Below are 17,274 nucleotides of genomic sequence, written 5' to 3' on the forward strand. Positions count from 1 at the left end.
ACCCCGTTTCAACCGCTGCTGTGCCACCGCGGCTCCGTCAGCTTCTCCGCGGCCAGATGGCCACCAAGGTGCGATCGTCGTCGAACGTCTCCCGGGAGAAGTCCAAGGCGTGCGCGAATTCGAGCTGCGAGGGCACCCGATCACCCATCAGCGCCGCGAACAACGCCCCTACGCCGCCCTCGCCGCCGCCGAGCGGATCTCCGAATCCGTCGGTACCGACCAGCAACACCTGTCCGGGCTCGACGATGACTGGAACCGGTGTCACGGTATTGGGCACCCGGGGCAGGCCGACCACGGCCGACGAGGACAGGCCCGAGGCCGACGCCTGCTTGCCGCCGAGCACCGGGACGAACTTCCCGTCGGCCAGCAGCCAAGCACCGGAATCACCGACTCCGGCGACGACGGCGGACAGACCGCCTTCAGGAATCGGCGTGCACACCACGCAGGTCAACGTCGTGGCCAGCATCTGCTCCGCCTGCTCGGCATCGGCTTGGGGTAGAGACAGCACGGTGGCGGCTTGCTGGGTCAACGTCCACGCAGCACTCTTGAACAGAGTGTCCCAACCGCCGTCATCGAGCGGCTCCGGGGGCTCGTCGAGCCACTGGGTGGCATAGCGGACCACCGTGGAGGACCCGATGTGGGAGTACCTGGCCGACGACACCCCGTCGGCCACAGCGACTGTCAGCCGATTGCGCTCCGCGTCGACGGCGATGGCGAAGTCGTCCTGGCGCGGCGCTCCGCCGTAGCGGTGCAGGTATCCGCGCACCGAGGCCGCCCGGACCGTGAACGCGCCGCTGGACCAACCGTCGACCACGGTGTCGGCTCGGTAAGGCACCTTGCCGAACTCCCGGTCCACAGCTTTGGGTTCGAACACCGGTGTCGGCGTGCCGACCACGATCGGCTCACCGGGCTGCCGACCGGTAGCCGTCGACTCGAGTTCGGCCGAGTCGTCACCCAACACGGAAGCCGGCGATGACGCGTTCTCGACATCGTGTTCGGCGTTCTTGTCCCGCCGGGTCGTCCAACGCATCAGACGGTGTCCACATCGAGGCAGAGGAAATCAGCGGGCTTCTCCACCTGCAACGACGCCTGCCCGGTCGCCAGCGCGGTGCCCGAGTTGATCACCGACTGAGTGAGCGCGGTCACGAACTTCGAGATCGCGCTGCCGGTATCGGTTCCCGCCGCCGTGATGAACGCGTATTGCGTGTTGGTCGCGACCCGGCGAATCACGTCGGCATCGGCCTGTCCGATGCCGAAGGCCAAGATGTTCGGGCGCGCCGCGAAACTCATCAATTGCGTGTGTGCCGACTCCCAGCCGTCGCCGGGATTGGGCGCACCGTCGGTCAGGAAGAAGACCGCGGGGCGATTCACCAGATACCCCTCGGACTTCAACGCCTTGATGTCGCTCGGAATTCGCTTGCTGAGTTCCGCGAACGCCGCCGCGAACGACGTCGAACCGCGGGCGCGCAGTTGCGGCACATCATCGACTCGCCGCAGATCGCTCGGCTCCAGATAGCAGATTGCGTCGTCGGAGAATCCGATGACACAGAACCGGACCTTCGCGGCGGCCATCGATTCACCCTGAAGGGTGTCGAACAAGGTGACCAGCCCCGTGTTGAGGTCTGCCACGTCGTTCACCATCGAATACGATTCGTCCGCAACGAAATAGACCGGCAGTACGGTTGCCTTCGGTTCGTTCATCCAGCTCACACTCCATCGTTCCCATTTCGCCCGAGCACATCGAACGCTACAGTCCAACAACGGCTTTCACTGTCATTCAATCGACTGACAGCGGACGAGAACTACAGGTCATCGATGCCGATGAGAGCGTCTTGCAGAGCGCGGACGACAAGCGCGGCCTTGGTCGGCGCGGGTCTCCCGACCGCCGCGTACTTGTCTCTGATCCGGGCCAGATGCGTATTGACCGTACCCGGCGAGATATACAGACGCTGGCCGACTTCCACCTTCGAATCCGAGGCCAGCCAAGCCAGCAGTACCTCGATCTCGCGACTGCTCAGCGCCGGCCGCCCAGGTACCACACTCGGGGTGGTTCGCAGCTCGTCCTCGTGATCGAACGTGATGCTCATGCACAGATTCCTTCGGGAAGAAAAACTCACGTCTATTTCCACCGTCCGAGCAGGTCTCGGATACATCTTCGCGCCAGGATGAAGGTGGCCGCGAGCAGTAGCAGACTGGTCGCCGAACGAAACTGGTCGCCGCCGTCGCCGGGCACCGAGGTGTAAACAGCCTGGGCGTACCAGAAGAATACGATGTCGACCAGGATCAAGGCTGCCAGTACGTACCACAAGCGCACCCGACGAACCGCCTGCTGCTGGACGATGTTGACGGTCTGGTATCCGTTCTGATTGGAAACAACCGTGCCACCGCGCTTCGCGATGTTCAGTTGATTCTGCCCCAAGACATTTCTGTTCGACCAAGGGAAGAGGCGCACGTCAGCTCCCATGTGGATTGTTCAACGTGACATTCTGGGTTCCGTTCTGGTTCGCGACCACGATTCCGCGGCCGGTCGGAGAATTGTGCTGCGTCGCCGTCGGCTGCGGGGCCGGCGACGAACCCGGCGTCGCAGCGCCGGGCGCGAGCCGCCGGATGAGCCCATCGATGTCGTTTTCGAGCGTTTGGTGCCGGATGCACCAGCCCTGCGACAGCGCCAGGCCTCGGATGTCATCCGGAAGGCTGTCCGGAACTGGTAGCAGCGTGTCGTCCAGGAGCACCGGGACGACCGGAATGCCGCGGTCGAACGCGATACGCAGTTCCATGCGCACCCAGTCACGCTCGTTGTCGATGCACCGTACCCCTCGTTTGTCACGGGCATCGAGCCAATGTCGGCCGATCACCGACACCACAACGTCGCTCTCGTCGAGCGCGGCGCGGATGCGGCGGGCGTACAGCGCACCCAGCGCCAGCGAGTCCTGATCACGAAAGACATGCACCCGCCCGAAATGGCGGGCCATCTGTTTCGAGATCTGACCTACGGCATATACGCTGTCAATGGTCCGATAGTTCAGGAATATTTTCATCTAACGGGCAACTCCTCGGGATGGCATATTTCCGTACGGAAATAATTCCGCACACGACCGAGCCTCGATCCGCCGATCGAAACTAAACAGGCGACCAGTTCGATACCCTCTCCCGAAGTTGGTCCGCTCCCGGCCCATTCTGCACCCGTTGCCAGAATTTTGCCGACCGAACATGAGTACCGACTTCACCACCATCCATTCAATTGCATCCCTACTGGTCCGTATATTGATTCGCATGCCGAACGAAACTATTTGCACTTCTGCGCACTGAATCCGGAGACAGAATCGGCGGATTTCTGGGGTGTTGCGGATCCAGGGTCGCTTACCGCCGAAGCCCGCTTTCAGCATCCGGCAGTCGGTGGTCGCTCGGAACCAGTTGTCCGTTGCCGGGTCGGCCGACAACGGACAACACACTGCTCAGCGCTTCGTCAATGCCGCCATCAGGGCAGACTGGATGTCATGCGACCCGCGGTGTCCACGGAAACGAGTGATCGTGCGCGCAAAGTCGCGCAGATCGGTGCGGATAGTCGCCGAATCGACCGAGCACACGACATCGAGCAGCGGCCCGATGAGCTCGCTTGCCCGATCCGGATCGCCCAGCGCGGCATGGACAAGCGCGCGACGGGTGCCGAATCGCGCATGATCGCGGTTCGACGGCAGCGGCCGCGACATCGCCCGCTCGAAGAGCGCGGCAGCCGCGGCGAGGTTGCCAAGGTCGTACTGGCACCATGCCTCGATGAGGAGTGGGCGACCATGCAGAGCCGAGGGACCGAGGTGCGCCCCTCCTTCGAGGCGATACGCCTGTTCATACAGGCCGGCGGCCGTCTCCAGGGCGCGCATCGCACCGGTGTGGTCCAGGCCGATCGCGTACCCCTGCGCGGCGCCGAGTGCGGCCAGCCAGCGGATACGGGGATGGATGGTGCCGTCGTTCAGTACTTTCTCGGTGGGTCCGGTCGTCGCGGAGGAGTCGCCGCGGTAAAGACTTACCACCGCTCGGCGGACAAGTGCGTAGCTGGTCATGTCATCGTCGCCCGCAGCCGATGACAGCGCGACCGCATGATCGGTCCACCACAGCGATCCTCGGTCGTCACCGCCCTCCTGCGCCATCCATCCAGCGAACTCGGCGGTGCGGGCGGCGTGCCGCAGCAAGTGACGCTGATCTCGGCCCGCACTCTGCCCAGCGGCGGAGATCGCGACGTGCGCCTGGGTGATCGCCATCGGCAGCACCAAGCTGGGGCTGCTAGTGCGGCCGAGTCGTTTCGTCTCCTCGAACAACGCGGCCAGCCCGGGCAGGGTATCCGCGGACGGCGCGGCGGACCGCGGCAGTTCGGTCACCGTGGGCGTGCCGACTTCGCCGACCTCGAATGCCCCGGAGCCGTCGGACCGCAGGTGGAGATTCCATTGCAGGTACACGTTCTCGCGAGCAAGGAGGCCGGGACCGGAATCGCGCTCCGGCCGGGAAAACTCCGCAGCCAGCGCGTGCAGCTCACCCCCAGCGGACAGGACCGCATCGCACTTGCGCGACAGTTGCACGGAGGGAGTCTTGTGCCCGTTCTCGATCTTGCTCAGATGGCTCCGGCTGTAATGCACGAGCGCGGCCAACTGGCCGAGGGTCAACCCCTGCCGGAGCCGCCGTCGACGCAGCTCGCCACCGAATTCAGCTCGTGTCATGATCTTCCCCAGAACCGCCGTCTCCGGCCGCTGAACTCCCTGCACGACAACACCATCAGCTCGGACCGCGCCGCCCGGCCATACCGAGAGCGCCGCCGTCAGCAACCCTTCGGTTTCCGCGAGTGTACCGCCGAATCCTGGCCGCGGCATTGGAGACCCCCACGGATGCGGCGCTGGCGCTCGACTGAATATCCCTGTGCAAGAAAGTGATCGACCAGAATGAATACTGACTACCGAATCAAGCATCTCGAGATGCTGCAATCGATCATCGCGCGACTGAGTCAGCAGTCCTTCACCGTGCGCGGGTGGTCGGTGACCCTCGTTTCAGTGATCTTCGCACTGCTCAGCGCTCAGTCCCAGCACCGATCGGAGTTGATCCTGCTGGCCCTGGCGCCGACGTGGATCTTCTGGGGCCTCGACGGGTACTACCTGAACCTGGAACGCCGCTACCGGCGCCTGTTCGCCTCGGTGGCGCAACAGCTGCATACACCATCGGACTCCGGGCTACTCCCGTTCGATATGGTCACCGACTCCACCCACCCGCTGCGCGACCTCGTTCGAGGGGCCACTGCCCCGAGCGTCGCGGCCATCCCCGTAGTTCTCACGGCATTGATACTCGGTTACTGGACGTTCCTCGTCGTCACGGGTTGACCGACAGCCTCCTCGGCTCGCCTGGCCTGCAGCTCGTCCTCGGCGATGAGGGCTTCCAGGGCTGCGGACAAGCGGGTCAGCGTTGCTACGGTGGCGGCGAATTCGGTGGGGCCGAGGGTATCGGCGAGGCGACGGGCCATGGCGGCGTGCTGGGGGTTGATGCGGCGGATGGCGGCGTCGCCGTCCGCGGTCATCGCGACCAGTTTGGCCCGTTTGTGCGCGGGGTTGGGGCGGTATTCGCACAGGCCCTTGTCGACCAGGAGATCGGCGATCCGCTGAACGCTCTGCCGGGTGATACCCATCGCGCGGGCGATCCCGGCGACCGGTTGCGGTTGCTCCTGGATGGCGGCTATCACCTGCCACCAGGCGACCGAGATGCCGACGGGCGAGGACAGGCCGTCACCGATGGTGAGAAACTGGCCGTTGAGCCGGAAGACGGTGAGGGCGGCGGCGTCGAGCAGGTCCTGTTCTTCGTTCAAGCCCCTTGGCTCCCTGCGTATTCGGCGAGGGCGGCGTATCCGGCCGGGTCCTTCAGGGCGAACAGTTGGTACCAGGCCCCCAGGACGTGCGGCTCGTAGAGATCGAGGCGAGCGAAGATCTCTCGGGCGAATTCGAAGGGGGACATGGAATCCGCGGTGATCACGTCGCGATCGGTGACGGCAGGGGCCTCCACGTAGTGCTCCGCGCCCGAATATCCGCTGTAGACCAGGAATTCCGCCGCGTTGCTGGTGTGCGCACGGTCGTCGAGCAGCCCTTCCCTGGCGAGTCCGAAGGTGGCGCCGCAGATCGCGGCGACCGGCACACCGGCCTCGACGAACTGCCTCGCCTTGTGCGCGAAGGGAATCAGATCGTCGCCTTCCCACAGGTCGGCGCCGGGCAGGATGAGCATCGCGGAATCCGCCGGGTCGATCTCGGACAGGGCCAGATCGGGCGTCACCTTCATGCGGCCGATCGTGGTGATCGGCTCGGCGCTCAGGCCCACGTGTCGCACCTCGAAGCGGCCGGGTTCGCGCTGGAAGTCGGGGTTGGCGATGTGCGCGGTGGCCGCGCCCACCTCCCAATCGGCGAGCGTGTCGTAGACGGCTACGTGGACTGTCTTCTTCATCATGACAACATGCTGTCATAGTTGACAACATGCTGTCAATAAAGTTTTTGCTACCCGGCCGCATCCCGACATCCGTACGCTGAGTCCATTCGGTGTGCGACACAAGGAGGTTCCGCCGCGATGACCGATCCGGTGCACGGCCTGACGGGCACCATCACCTCGCCGATCCGGGCCGCGGGTGCGCTGGGCGAGGTGCTCGTCGCGATTCGCGGGGGCACGGAACTCTACATCGCGCGTGCCGACGAGCCGATCGCGGCCGGGACCACCGTGCTGATCGTGGCGGTCAACCCGGGCCGGATCGTCGATGTCGTCGTCTGGATTCCGCTCACACCGTAACCACCGCAAGAGAACTGAAGACGAGGGAGGGGCTCACATGCTGGGCTATCACGTGCCGGATCCCGACGAGGCGATGCTGGTCAGCGGCGCCAAGAGCAAGGACAACACGCCGTTCAAGGTGATCATCGGTCGCGGCACCTGGGTGATTCCGTTCTTCCGCAAGGTCAGCTACCTGTCGCTGGCCATGTTCGAGTCCGAGATCCAGGAACGTTGCGTCACCAAGCAGGCGATCCAGCTCGACGTGCGCGCGGTGATCGCGTTCAAGGTCGCCAACGACACCCAATCGATCGTCAATGCGGCACAACGGTTCCTGTCCGAGCAGGAACGTGAGATGTCGGTCCTGACGGGCCGGATCTTCTCCGGCCACCTGCGCTCGATCGTCGGCTCGATGACGGTCGAGGAGATCATCCGCGAGCGGCAGAAGCTGGCCGACGAGGTGCTGGTGGCCTCGAAGGTGGAGATGGGCAATATCGGCCTGTGGGTCGACTCCTTCCAGATCCAGTCCATCGACGACGGCAACCTCGGCTACATCAATGCCCTTGCCGCACCGCACAATGCGGCCGTACAACGCGACGCGCAGATCGCCCAGGCCCAGGCGGCCCAGCGTTCCGCCGAAGCCGAGCAGGAGTCACTGCGTCGGCAAGCCGAGTACGAGCGGGAGACCTCCCTGCTGCAGGCGCAGTACCAGCGCGACATCGACAAGGCCAATGCCGAAGCGGCACAGGCCGGTCCGCTCGCCGACGCCATCGCCCGTCAGGAAGTCCTCACCGCGCAGGCCGAGCAGGCCCGCAAGAACGCCGACCTGCGCGAACAGGAACTCCAGGCCGAAGTGGTGAAACCCGCGCAGGCCGAAGCGGAGCGCGTCCGCATTCTCGCCGAGGCCGAAGCCGCCCGCACCCGCATCCAGGCCGATGCCGCCGCCTCCAACAACCGCATCGCCCTCGACCAGCTCCTGATCGAACAGCTCCCCGAAATCGTCAAGCAGGCCTCCACCGGCCTGGCGAACGCCAACCTCACCGTCCTCAACGGACCGGACGGCGTCGGCGAACTCGTCAACGGAATGGTCGGCCAGGGGTTGACCGTCTTCAACTCCCTGCAGAAGGCGCTGTCGAACGGTGAGGTCGACAAGGTCTGAGCACGCCCTACCGGCCGTGCTCGGCTATTCGAGGATGACCAGGCCCGGCCGGTAGGTCCGCATCGCGTTCAGTACCTGCTCGAGCGGTGCGCCCAGCGTGGACCCCGCCAAGTTCGCCTGGCCGTACCCGAGCCTCCGGTTGGCCTTGGCCATCAACCGCAGCCATCGGGAACTTCGGGCGTAGAACGCATCCGGATCATGCAAGCCGAGCTGGAGGAAGCGGGCGTGGGAGAACGCTGACGTGCGCACGGTCTGAATGCGCGCGTGCGTGACCTCATCCCATCCGATCCGGCCGTATTGCCGGTGGACCAGACCGTCGTCGGTCAACACCAGTTCCGGCTTGCGCAGGATCAGGCGGGCTGCCAGGAATACGCCGGCGCAGGTGAAGAACGGAACGCCCAGCACACTCGCGACGAGCGGAAACAGCGGAGCGTCACCGGACAGCACAACCCAGATGCCGCCCGCGACGAGAGCGGCCGCTCCCGCGATCATCCCCACCAGGTACAGCACCGACGGGTAGTAGTACGTGGCCGGTCGCGGCACTCCCCCAGAACTCATGCCCGCAGTGTAATTCTCCGCTCACCCCACCCGCAGCCCATGACTGCTGGGGGGTGAACCACCCCTTTCCGGGGGTGCCCGGCGTGTGATGCCGATCACTACCCTTCCAACATCCTGGCGGACAGTTCGAGTGCCGCTACGAGCTTGGAGGAAAACGGTGACTCTCACGAGTAAGGCTGGGCCGCCGCCGGAGCGAGCGGCCGAGAAGCCGACCAGCGTACGCAAAGTCGCGATTGCCAGTTGTATCGGCACGACCATCGAGTTCTACGACTTCTTCATCTACGGCACCGCGGCCGCGCTGGTGTTTCCCACCGTGTTCTTCCCGGCGCTGGGAGCGACTGCCGGGACGGTCGCGTCGTTCGCGACCTTCGCCGTCGCCTTCATCGCTCGGCCTGCCGGTTCGATGCTGTTCGGTCATTTCGGCGATCGGATCGGGCGGAAGAAGACGCTCATCTCGACGTTGCTGCTGATGGGCTTGTCCACCTTGCTCATCGGACTGCTGCCCGGCGCGAGCACGATCGGTGTCGCGGCGCCGATACTCCTTGTGCTGCTGCGGTTCTGCCAGGGCTTCGCCGTCGGCGGCGAGTGGGCGGGCGCCACGCTGCTCACCGCCGAGTACGCACCACCGGGCCAACGCGGGAAATACGCGCTCTTCCCACAGATCGGGCCCGCGATCGCCTTCTTGTTGTCGTGCGGGACCTTCTTGATCACCGGCGCCGTCCTCGGCGACACCGACAGCGCGTTCCTCGACTACGGGTGGCGAATTCCGTTCATCTTCTCGATCGTGCTCGTCGCGATCGGCCTCTACATGCGCCTCGCCATCGAGGAGACTCCGGTGTTCCGCGCACAGCAGAAGCAGGAGCAGACCGACGAGTCGACGTCACCGAAGCGGTTGCCGTTCCTGGACGCCTGGCAGGAACAGCGCAAGGAGATCCTGCTCGCGGCGGGTTCGATCGCGATGCTGTTCGCGATGTTCTACATGGGTACCGCGTACCTCACCAGTTACGGAACCAAGACACTCGGACACGACCGGCCCTTCGTCCTGCTGGTCGGCGTCGGTTCCGCCGTGGTCTTCGGGGCGACGACGGTCGTATCAGCCCTCTACTCCGACCGGATCGGGCGGCGCGTGGTGATCATGACGTCGTGTGCCGCGGCCATCGTCTGGTCGCTCGCGCTGTTCCCGCTGATCGACACCGGCTCGCCCGTGGCCTTCGCGATCGGGGTGGCGATCACGCTCGCCATCTTCGGCATCGCCTACGGCCCTTGCGGCGCACTGCTTCCCGAGCTGTTCCACACCCGGTACCGCTACACGGGCGCCGGTCTGGGCTACAACCTGGCCGGGGTGCTGGGTGGCGCGATTCCGCCGCTGATCGCCACACCGCTCGCCGCGGCATACGGCAGCATCGCGATCGGTGTGATGCTCGCGGTCCTCGGCGTCGTCAGCCTGATCTGCACGTGGGCTCTGGCCGAAACGAAAGACGCTGTGCTGTAAGCGAAGACAGGTCAGGGGCGGTTGCCGGGTCAGGCAACCGCCCCTGGCGCTAACTCAGTGCGTGGTCGAGATCGCCGAGGAGGTCTTCGAGGTCCTCGAGGCCGACGGAGATGCGAACCACGCCGTCGCTCAGGCCGATCGAGGCGCGGCCGTCCGGACCCATCGCCCGGTGGGTGGTGGTGGCGGGGTGGGTGATGAGGGTCTTCGCGTCACCGAGGTTGTTGGAGATGTCGATGATGCGCAGCCGGTTCAGCACCTCGAAGGCGCGCTTCTTGCCGTCAGCGCCCGCGAGTTCGAAGGTGACGACGGTGCCGCCGCCCGACATCTGCTCGATGGCCAGGGCATGCTGCGGATGTGATTCCAGGAAGGGGTATTTCACCCAGTTCACCGACTTGTTGGTCGCCAGGAACTCGGCGACCTTCAGTGCGGAATCGGTGGACTGGCGCACCCGCAGCGGCATGGTTTCCAGGCCCTTGAGCAGGGTCCAGGCGTTGAAGGGACTCAGGGCGGGACCGGTGTGGCGCATCAGGGTTTTGACGGGGCCGTCGATGTAGTCCTTGGAACCGAGGATGGCGCCGCCGAGAACGCGGCCCTGCCCGTCGATGTGCTTGGTGCCGGAGTAGACGACCACGTCGGCGCCGAGTTCGAAGCCGCGCTGCAGCAAGGGGGTGGCGAAGACGTTGTCCAGCACCACTTTCGCGCCCGCGGCATGCGCGAGCTCGGTGACTCTACGCACGTCGACCAGGGTCTGCATCGGATTCGCGGGGGTCTCGAAGAAGACGGCCTGGGTGGGCACCGAGAGCGCCTGCTCCCACTGCTCGAGGTCGTCACCGTCGACGAAGACCGTCTCGATGCCCCAGCGCGGCAGGATCTCGTTGCACACCACGAAGCAGGAACCGAACAGGCTGCGCGCGGCGACGAGCCGGTCGCCCGCCTTCAGCAGCGCGCCGAGCGCGGTGAACACCGCGGACATGCCCGAGGCGGTCGCGAAGGCCGCTTCGGCGCCGTCGAGCAGCCGGATGCGCTCCTCGAACATCGACACGGTCGGATTGCCGTAGCGGGAGTAGACGAAGTGCTCGACCTCGCCGGTGAACGCGGCCTCGGCGGCCTCGGCGCTCTCGTAGACGAATCCGGAGGTCAGGTACAGCGCCTCGGAGGTCTCCTCGAAACCCGAGCGGCGCAGGCCGCCACGGACGCCGAGAGTGGCGGGGCCGACGCCCTCGGGCAGTGGCTTGTCGAACGAACCACCGGTGATCATGCTGTTCTCCCTATGCCTGACGCCACGGCAGGCCGACGGCGCGCCAGCCGGCGCTCCCACGCTGTCCGAACACGTCGGGACCGCCTTCGAAACCGTCGAGCACGTTGTAGGACGGGGCGATGCCCGCCGCGGTCGCCAGGTTCGCCGCGTGCGCGGAGCGCTGACCCGAACGACACAGGAACACCACGGGCGCGTCCGCGGGGCGCTCACCCAGGGCCTGTTCGAGTTGTGCGCCGAACTTCGGATTGCGGGTGCCGGTGCCGTCGACCCACTCGATGAAATGCGCCGGGCGTTCGATGGAACTGGTGTCGGGGATGCCGATCTGGGCCCACTCACCCTCGGTGCGCACGTCCACGAGTACCGCGTCGGGATGCTCGCTCAGGATCTCCCACGCCTGCTCGGGGGTGATGTCGCCAGCGTAAGTCATGTCGCCTCCTACTGAATCCGCTCTTGCCGTGGCGGGAATCCGGCACACGGCCAGGTCGTCACCCGGAGCACCCCGCCGCGGAGGAGGGTTGCCGACCAGCGAGCCGGGGCTTGACGCTGGCACTCATGACCTTGCGATCCGAGATTGCCTCGCCACAGGTCACCGTGTCAAACAGTTCAGTGCGTGCAGACCAGCCAGTCGCCATCGACGCGAGTCAGCGTCCAGGTGCTCATCGAGTCGTTGCCGTCGACCTGGACGGTCGCGTCGACCTTGGCCCTGTCGCCGTTGACGGTCGGGTTCGCGAAACCCTTCTTGTCGATCGACACAGCCGATTCCGGGCCGCCGAGCCGCTGGGTGAGGCCGGATTCCTCCTCGTCGAAGCCGGGGCACGCGACACCCGGCGGCGGACGCAGCTCGCTGCGCGAACGCGCGTCTATATAGTTGGTGACGGCAGCCGCGAGACGATCGGCCTCTGTGACATTTTTCTCAGCGGGTGAGAGCAGCCCACCGAGCACGATGCCGATGAGCACCACGATCGCCACCACCGCGGCCGCGACGAACGGGACGATGGAACGCTTGTCGGTCTGATCCACCACGATGGGCTGGTCATCCGAGCCTGTTTGCTCATCGTTCATGCTGTAATCCTGACAGACCCGGCCCGGACAACCACACCGCACGCCGGGTGGCCACAACGCCGCAGATAGAATCGCCGTCGTGCGGCCTGCTGCCGACGTCGATGGCAGCTGCCAGCAGCCGGATAGTCAAGTTAGCCTAGGCTGAATTGACGCCGTCAACAGTTCTCGACCAAAGGGTGCGCGTAGAAATGACCGAACAAAGTGCTCAGTCCACTGGCGATGTTCGCGATCCCTCCGTGGGTACGCAGGCTGCCGCCTCCGGGCCTGACGCGAACACCGCGACGACCCGCCCGCTTCGCATCGCGATCGTGGGCGCGGGCCCGGCCGGTATCTACGCCGCCGACGCATTGATGAAGTCCGACGCCGAGGTCTCGATCGACCTCTACGAACGCATGCCCGCACCGTTCGGGCTGATCCGCTACGGCGTCGCCCCCGACCACCCGCGGATCAAGGGCATCATCACCGCCCTGCACAAGGTCCTCGACAAAGACCAGGTCCGCCTGCTCGGCAACATCGACTACGGCACCGACATCACCCTCGATGACCTGCGTCAGTTCTACGACGCGGTGATCTTCTCCACCGGCGCCAACGCCGACCGCGCCTTGGCGATCCCGGGTATCGACCTCGACGGCTCCTACGGTGCCGCGGACTTCGTGTCCTGGTACGACGGACACCCCGACGTGCCCCGCGCGTGGCCGCTGGACGCGGAAAAGGTCGCGGTCCTGGGTGTGGGCAACGTGGCCTTGGACGTGGCCCGGGTCCTGGCCAAGACCGGTGACGAGCTACTGGCGACCGAGATCCCGCCCAACGTTTACCACGGGCTCAAGGCCAACAAGGCCGTCGAGGTCCACGTCTTCGGCCGTCGCGGCCCCGCCCAGGCCAAGTTCACCCCCCTGGAACTGCGCGAACTCGACCATTCCCCGACCATCGAGGTCATCGTCGATCCCGAGGACATCGACTACGACGAGGGCTCTGAGGCCGCCCGCCGTAACTCCAAGCAGGTCGACATGGTCGCCAACACCCTCGAGCAGTGGGCGATCCGTGATCAGGGTGATCGCCCGCACAAACTGTTCCTGCATTTCTTCGAGTCCCCCGCCGAGATCCTCGGCTCCGACGGCAAGGTCGTCGGGCTCAAGACCGAACGCACCCAGCTCGACGGGACCGGCAATGTCAAGGGCACCGGTGAGTTCCGGCAGTGGGATGTGCAGGCGATCTACCGGGCGGTGGGTTACCTGTCGCAGAACGTCAACCAGTTGCCCTTCGATGATCAGGCCGGCACGGTGCCCAACGAGGCCGGTCGGGTGATCGGTGATGACACCGCGCAGGGTTCGGCGCGTTTCATGCCCGCGACCTATGTCACGGGTTGGATCAAGCGTGGTCCGGTCGGTTTGATCGGCCATACCAAGGGTGATGCCAACGAGACCATCGCCTGCCTGCTCGATGACGCCAAGGACTTCGCTCCCGCGCCCAAGCCCGAGCTCGATGCGGTGACCGAGTTCCTCGAGGGCAAGGGTATTCCGTTCACCACGTGGGCGGGCTGGTATCGCCTCGATGCTCACGAGCGGGCGTTGGGTGAGCCCGAGGGGCGTGAACGGGTCAAGGTCGTCGAACGCGAGGACATGCTCCGCGCGTCCGAGCCCAACAAGGCCTGATCCGCCGCTCCACGATGCGCGGTACCGGCAAACCTCGGTGTGCCGGTACCGCGCCACAAACCTATACTCGAGTCCGCCACCAACCGCACCACCAGCCCCGTACGACCCGACCTCGAGGAGGGTCCGCCGCGCAGCGGCGGTTCGCGCCCGTCCCGACGATCAGGCGCCGTGGCGTAGGCGACGAAGGAGCAAGCCACGGTGCCTGATCGTCGGGACCCGCAGGGGCGCGAACTCGAGCGCGCCAGCGCTCCACGAGCGCTGTTCGATGCCCACGTCCACATCATCGATCCGCGGTACCCGCTGATCGAGAACGAAGGCTACCTACCCGACCCCTATGTCATCGCGGATTACCGAAAGCGCATGGAGCGCTTCGATATTCGCGGTGGTGCTGTGGTCAGCGCGTCTTTCCAAGGTACTGATCAGACGTACCTGACGGCCGCGCTGGCCGCGCTCGGTCCCGACTGGGTCGGCGTCACCCGGCTACACCTGGACGCCACCGACGACGACATCCTCGAGCTGGACCGGGCGGGGGTGCGCGCGCTGCGCTTCAACCTCAAGCGCGCCGCCGCCGACATCACCGAGATGACGTTGCAGGCGCTGCGCGCACACGAACTGGTCGGCTGGCATGTCGAGCTCTACATCGACGGTCAGATGCTGGCCTCGCTGCAGCCGGTGATCTCCAAGCTGCCCGCCCTGTCCATCGACCACCTCGGGATGTCCGCTGAGGGGCTGCCGTATCTGCTGGATCTGGTGGATCGCGGGGCCAGGGTGAAGGCGACCGGGTTCGGCCGGGTCGAGATGATGGATGTGGCCGACACGCTGCGCCGGATCCACACCGTGAACCCCGGTGCGCTGATGTTCGGGTCCGATCTGCCCGGCACCCGCGCGGGCAGACCGTTCGACGATGCCGACATCGACCTGATCTGCGATGTCGTCGGCGCCGATCTGCACGCCGTGCTCGAGGACAACGCCCGCGAGTTCTACCGGCTGCCCGCCGTGGAGCGCGCGGTGGCCGACCCGGCGCCGACGATACCGATGCCGCGCACCGACAACCCGACCGTGCCGATCCCCCGCGACGAACTGCCCGGCGCGGACGCGACGACGCGCCCACTGCCGGTCATCGAGCGCTAGGCCAGGATGGCTCCGGTGAGCCAGACGCCCGAGGCGATCAGGGCACCGAACAGTTCGACCAGCATCGACAGACCCACACCCTTGAGCGCGTGCACGGTCGCGGGCCAGGCCAGCTCATTGGTCTTCAGGCGGTACAGCTCGGCCAGGTACACCCCGAGTACGAAGCCGATGAACAGGCCGACGATCGGGATGACGAAGAAACCGATCACGCCGAGGATCGCGCCGATCAGCAGCGCCTTGTTCGACACTCCCGCCTCGCGCATCCGCCGGCCCGGCCAGGTGTACTTCACGACGCCAGAGATGACCAAGGCGACCGTCGCGATGGCGAACACCGTCCAGGCCGTCGCGCCGCCGGTCATGAACGCCCACACCGCGATCGCCGCGAAGATGAGGATCACCCCCGGCAGGATCGGCACGATGATGCCGGCGATGCCGACCAGAATGACGAGGCCGACAACGACCTCACCCCACACGCTCACTACCGGGTCCTCCCGTATCCGCGCCGAGTCGCGCGCCTCGAATTCTGGCCCATGGCCTACCCGAGCCGCCATCCCAACGCTATTGTCGAAGCGTCAATACTGTTCGACGACGAACTGAGGTCAGGCGTGAGCACCGAGTCCACCGCCAAGCAGGGGCCCCTCGCGGGCATCAAGGTCATCGAGCTGGCCGGGATCGGGCCGGGTCCGCACGCCGCACTACTGCTGGCCGACCTCGGCGCCGACGTGGTGCGCGTGCAACGCCCCAACCAGCTGCCCGGCTTCATGGAGCGCCCGCAGTGGCGCGGGCGGACCATCGTCGAGGCGAACCTGAAGGACCCCGCCGACGTCGCCAAGATCCTCGATCTGGTCGAGAAGGCCGATGTGCTGCTCGAGGGCTTCCGCCCCGGCGTCACCGAGCGCATGGGCCTTGGCCCCGACGAGGCGCTGGCCCGCAACCCGCGCCTGGTCTACGGCCGGATGACCGGCTGGGGCCAGGACGGCCCCCTGGCCGATCGGGCCGGCCACGACATCAACTACATCTCGCTGACCGGTGTGCTCAACGCCATCGGCCGTAAGGGTGAGCGGCCGGTACCGCCGCTGAACATGGTCGGCGACTTCGGTGGCGGCTCGATGTTCCTGGTGTTCGGCGTGCTCGCCGCGCTGGTGGAGCGGCAGAGCTCGGGCAAGGGCCAGGTGATCGACGCGGCGATGATCGATGGGGCACTTGCCCTTTCGCACATGATCTGGGGCATGCGCGGGGTGGGCCTGTGGTCCGACGAGCGCGGCACCAACCTGCTCGACACCGGCATGGCCTTCTACGACACCTACGAGACCGCCGACGGCAAGTACATGGCCGTCGGTGCGATCGAGCCGCAGTTCTACGCCGAGCTCCTCGCCGGTCTCGAGATCGATCCGGAAGGTCTGCCGATGCAGATCGACCCGAACGGTCAGGAGCAGCTGCGCAAGCTGTTCGCCGACAAGTTCAAGACCAGGACCCGCGACGAATGGGCCGCGATCTTCGACGGCACCGACGCCTGCACCACCCCGGTGCTGACCTTCACCGAGGCCACCGAGAACCCGCACATCGCGGCCCGCACCGGCCTGATCGAGATCGACGGCGTCGTCCAGCACGCGCCCGCCCCCCGCTTCTCGCGCACCCCCGGCGGCATCCCGACCCCGCCGCCCACCGTGGCGACACCGATCGAAACGGTCTGGGCTGACTGATTTCCCGGCCTGCTCGGCTCCCGCCAGACCCAGCTACTCGAATCCCGTTGTCGGCGCGAGGTTCCGGTCCCGGTGGTCGTCACCGCGCTCAACGGCCTGGCGACCGGCCTCCTGTTGGCGACCAGCATCGCCCTGGTGTGCCTGCTGGTCCTGCTGCTCCGGTTCCCCTCGGCGCGCAGTGTCATCGCGGTGCCGCTGACCACAGTGGGGTTCCTGGTATCGACACTGTTCATGTTCGGTGTCGGCTACGAGACCGTCCGGCCCGAACCGAACACCCCTGCCTCGGCCGACCATCGACCCTGCGGATTCGGCTGAACACCGGGATCACGGGATGGCGAGCACGAGCCTCAGCGCCGTGTTCACCGCCAGAATCGTTGCGGGCGTGACTTGTTCCGAGCAGGGTGCCCAAGACGTCGGCGAGGTGGCGGTTGCGGCGGTTGTTGGAGACGATCAGCCACGGTTTCGCGCCGAACCCGATGTGA

The 17,274-nt window shown here is 66.0% G+C and carries 21 protein-coding genes, 1 pseudogene and 1 riboswitch; of the genes and pseudogenes, 8 read left to right on the plus strand and 14 right to left on the minus strand.

The genetic code is table 11. The features are described from left to right. Positions 1–37: 37 nt before the first annotated feature. The 6 genes from BOX37_RS31170 to BOX37_RS31195 form a co-directional block, all read right to left on the minus strand. Complete coding sequence (locus BOX37_RS31170) at positions 38–1,030, minus strand: protein phosphatase 2C domain-containing protein (RefSeq protein ID WP_071930734.1); 993 nt, start codon at positions 1,028–1,030, stop codon at positions 38–40. Continuing rightward, entirely contained in the window at positions 1,030–1,701 is a 672-nt protein-coding gene (locus tag BOX37_RS31175; RefSeq protein WP_071932034.1) for a vWA domain-containing protein, read from the minus strand. The genes BOX37_RS31170 and BOX37_RS31175 overlap by 1 nt, the downstream gene beginning before the upstream one ends. 101 nt (positions 1,702–1,802) lie before the next feature. After that, entirely contained in the window at positions 1,803–2,087 is a 285-nt protein-coding gene (locus BOX37_RS31180) for a helix-turn-helix transcriptional regulator (RefSeq protein ID WP_071930735.1), read from the minus strand. A 32-nt stretch (positions 2,088–2,119) separates the two neighbouring features. Continuing rightward, positions 2,120–2,464: a hypothetical protein gene (locus tag BOX37_RS31185; RefSeq protein ID WP_156910641.1), complete on the minus strand. Its 345-nt coding sequence runs from the start codon at positions 2,462–2,464 to the stop codon at positions 2,120–2,122. Then, entirely contained in the window at positions 2,454–3,038 is a 585-nt protein-coding gene (locus BOX37_RS31190) for a toll/interleukin-1 receptor domain-containing protein (protein WP_071930737.1), read from the minus strand. Before BOX37_RS31190 ends, BOX37_RS31185 begins: the two co-directional genes overlap by 11 nt. Positions 3,039–3,455: 417 nt before the next feature. Then, positions 3,456–4,955 (minus strand): NsdA family TPR-like regulatory protein, encoded by a 1,500-nt coding sequence (locus BOX37_RS31195; protein WP_084760424.1) that lies wholly within the window; start codon positions 4,953–4,955, stop codon positions 3,456–3,458. Between BOX37_RS31195 and BOX37_RS31200 the strand changes: the two genes are divergently transcribed. Beyond that, positions 4,929–5,360 (plus strand): hypothetical protein, encoded by a 432-nt coding sequence (locus BOX37_RS31200; RefSeq protein WP_071930738.1) that lies wholly within the window; start codon positions 4,929–4,931, stop codon positions 5,358–5,360. The genes BOX37_RS31195 and BOX37_RS31200 overlap by 27 nt on opposite strands. Here the strand turns inward: BOX37_RS31200 and BOX37_RS31205 are convergent. After that, on the minus strand, positions 5,330–5,839 hold the full coding sequence (locus tag BOX37_RS31205; protein ID WP_071930739.1) for a MarR family winged helix-turn-helix transcriptional regulator: 510 nt from the start codon (positions 5,837–5,839) through the stop codon (positions 5,330–5,332). The genes BOX37_RS31200 and BOX37_RS31205 overlap by 31 nt on opposite strands. Continuing rightward, on the minus strand, positions 5,836–6,465 hold the full coding sequence (locus tag BOX37_RS31210; protein ID WP_071932036.1) for a type 1 glutamine amidotransferase family protein: 630 nt from the start codon (positions 6,463–6,465) through the stop codon (positions 5,836–5,838). Before BOX37_RS31210 ends, BOX37_RS31205 begins: the two co-directional genes overlap by 4 nt. 120 nt (positions 6,466–6,585) lie before the next feature. Between BOX37_RS31210 and BOX37_RS31215 the strand changes: the two genes are divergently transcribed. Next, positions 6,586–6,801 (plus strand): hypothetical protein, encoded by a 216-nt coding sequence (locus BOX37_RS31215; protein WP_071930740.1) that lies wholly within the window; start codon positions 6,586–6,588, stop codon positions 6,799–6,801. A 37-nt stretch (positions 6,802–6,838) separates the two neighbouring features. Further along, positions 6,839–7,936 carry an SPFH domain-containing protein gene (locus tag BOX37_RS31220; RefSeq protein ID WP_071930741.1) on the plus strand — a complete coding sequence of 366 codons (1,098 nt, stop codon included), beginning with the start codon at positions 6,839–6,841 and terminating at the stop codon, positions 7,934–7,936. Positions 7,937–7,960: 24 nt separating this feature from the next. Here BOX37_RS31220 and BOX37_RS31225 read toward each other — a convergent pair whose 3' ends face one another. Continuing rightward, positions 7,961–8,494 carry an STM3941 family protein gene (locus BOX37_RS31225; RefSeq protein WP_156910642.1) on the minus strand — a complete coding sequence of 178 codons (534 nt, stop codon included), beginning with the start codon at positions 8,492–8,494 and terminating at the stop codon, positions 7,961–7,963. Between the two features lie 157 nt (positions 8,495–8,651). Here BOX37_RS31225 and BOX37_RS31230 point away from each other — a divergent pair, with 157 nt between their 5' ends. Continuing rightward, positions 8,652–9,986, plus strand: coding sequence for an MFS transporter (locus BOX37_RS31230; protein WP_071930742.1), 1,335 nt, complete (start codon positions 8,652–8,654; stop codon positions 9,984–9,986). A 49-nt stretch (positions 9,987–10,035) separates the two neighbouring features. Here the strand turns inward: BOX37_RS31230 and BOX37_RS31235 are convergent, their stop codons facing one another. The 3 genes from BOX37_RS31235 to BOX37_RS31245 form a co-directional block, all read right to left on the minus strand. Beyond that, positions 10,036–11,244, minus strand: coding sequence for an O-succinylhomoserine sulfhydrylase (locus tag BOX37_RS31235; protein ID WP_071930743.1), 1,209 nt, complete (start codon positions 11,242–11,244; stop codon positions 10,036–10,038). A 10-nt stretch (positions 11,245–11,254) separates the two neighbouring features. Then, positions 11,255–11,671, minus strand: coding sequence for a rhodanese-like domain-containing protein (locus BOX37_RS31240; RefSeq protein WP_071930744.1), 417 nt, complete (start codon positions 11,669–11,671; stop codon positions 11,255–11,257). Positions 11,672–11,685: 14 nt separating this feature from the next. After that, a riboswitch (SAM riboswitch) is annotated at positions 11,686–11,802 on the minus strand. A gap of 45 nt (positions 11,803–11,847) precedes the next feature. Then, a complete protein-coding gene (locus tag BOX37_RS31245) occupies positions 11,848–12,306 on the minus strand; it encodes an Rv0361 family membrane protein (protein ID WP_071930745.1) in 459 nt (152 codons plus the stop codon). A 236-nt stretch (positions 12,307–12,542) separates the two neighbouring features. Between BOX37_RS31245 and BOX37_RS31250 the strand changes: the two genes are divergently transcribed. Then, complete coding sequence (locus tag BOX37_RS31250) at positions 12,543–13,958, plus strand: FAD-dependent oxidoreductase (protein WP_071932038.1); 1,416 nt, start codon at positions 12,543–12,545, stop codon at positions 13,956–13,958. Between the two features lie 258 nt (positions 13,959–14,216). Then, positions 14,217–15,089: an amidohydrolase family protein gene (locus BOX37_RS31255; protein ID WP_071932039.1), complete on the plus strand. Its 873-nt coding sequence runs from the start codon at positions 14,217–14,219 to the stop codon at positions 15,087–15,089. On the opposite strand, the gene BOX37_RS31260 is transcribed toward BOX37_RS31255, so the two are convergent. Further along, a complete protein-coding gene (locus BOX37_RS31260; protein ID WP_071930746.1) occupies positions 15,086–15,568 on the minus strand; it encodes a DUF456 domain-containing protein in 483 nt (160 codons plus the stop codon). The genes BOX37_RS31255 and BOX37_RS31260 overlap by 4 nt on opposite strands. Positions 15,569–15,694: 126 nt before the next feature. Between BOX37_RS31260 and BOX37_RS31265 the strand changes: the two genes are divergently transcribed. Next, on the plus strand, positions 15,695–16,792 hold the full coding sequence (locus tag BOX37_RS31265; RefSeq protein ID WP_071930747.1) for a CaiB/BaiF CoA transferase family protein: 1,098 nt from the start codon (positions 15,695–15,697) through the stop codon (positions 16,790–16,792). A 72-nt stretch (positions 16,793–16,864) separates the two neighbouring features. Continuing rightward, positions 16,865–17,107: a hypothetical protein gene (locus BOX37_RS31270; RefSeq protein ID WP_071930748.1), complete on the plus strand. Its 243-nt coding sequence runs from the start codon at positions 16,865–16,867 to the stop codon at positions 17,105–17,107. 70 nt (positions 17,108–17,177) lie between these two features. Here BOX37_RS31270 and BOX37_RS36360 read toward each other — a convergent pair. Beyond that, positions 17,178–17,270: pseudogene (locus BOX37_RS36360) on the minus strand (type II toxin-antitoxin system PemK/MazF family toxin); the annotation flags it as partial. Positions 17,271–17,274 lie beyond the last annotated feature (4 nt).

The sequence above is a fragment of the Nocardia mangyaensis genome (assembly GCF_001886715.1).
In the GTDB taxonomy this organism is placed as follows: domain Bacteria; phylum Actinomycetota; class Actinomycetes; order Mycobacteriales; family Mycobacteriaceae; genus Nocardia; species Nocardia mangyaensis.

Coding starts and splice junctions, on each gene's coding strand:
- BOX37_RS31225 (WP_156910642.1), bottom strand. CDS start 8,494: ATGAGTTCTGGGGGAGTGCCGCGACCGGCCACGTACTACTACCCGTCG.
- BOX37_RS31170 (WP_071930734.1), bottom strand. CDS start 1,030: ATGCGTTGGACGACCCGGCGGGACAAGAACGCCGAACACGATGTCGAG.
- BOX37_RS31195 (WP_084760424.1), bottom strand. CDS start 4,955: ATGCTTGATTCGGTAGTCAGTATTCATTCTGGTCGATCACTTTCTTGC.
- BOX37_RS31175 (WP_071932034.1), bottom strand. CDS start 1,701: ATGAACGAACCGAAGGCAACCGTACTGCCGGTCTATTTCGTTGCGGAC.
- BOX37_RS31235 (WP_071930743.1), bottom strand. CDS start 11,244: ATGATCACCGGTGGTTCGTTCGACAAGCCACTGCCCGAGGGCGTCGGC.
- BOX37_RS31180 (WP_071930735.1), bottom strand. CDS start 2,087: ATGAGCATCACGTTCGATCACGAGGACGAGCTGCGAACCACCCCGAGT.
- BOX37_RS31190 (WP_071930737.1), bottom strand. CDS start 3,038: ATGAAAATATTCCTGAACTATCGGACCATTGACAGCGTATATGCCGTA.
- BOX37_RS31240 (WP_071930744.1), bottom strand. CDS start 11,671: ATGACTTACGCTGGCGACATCACCCCCGAGCAGGCGTGGGAGATCCTG.
- BOX37_RS31200 (WP_071930738.1), top strand. CDS start 4,929: ATGAATACTGACTACCGAATCAAGCATCTCGAGATGCTGCAATCGATC.
- BOX37_RS31185 (WP_156910641.1), bottom strand. CDS start 2,464: ATGGGAGCTGACGTGCGCCTCTTCCCTTGGTCGAACAGAAATGTCTTG.
- BOX37_RS31245 (WP_071930745.1), bottom strand. CDS start 12,306: ATGAACGATGAGCAAACAGGCTCGGATGACCAGCCCATCGTGGTGGAT.
- BOX37_RS31215 (WP_071930740.1), top strand. CDS start 6,586: ATGACCGATCCGGTGCACGGCCTGACGGGCACCATCACCTCGCCGATC.
- BOX37_RS31210 (WP_071932036.1), bottom strand. CDS start 6,465: ATGAAGAAGACAGTCCACGTAGCCGTCTACGACACGCTCGCCGATTGG.
- BOX37_RS31220 (WP_071930741.1), top strand. CDS start 6,839: ATGCTGGGCTATCACGTGCCGGATCCCGACGAGGCGATGCTGGTCAGC.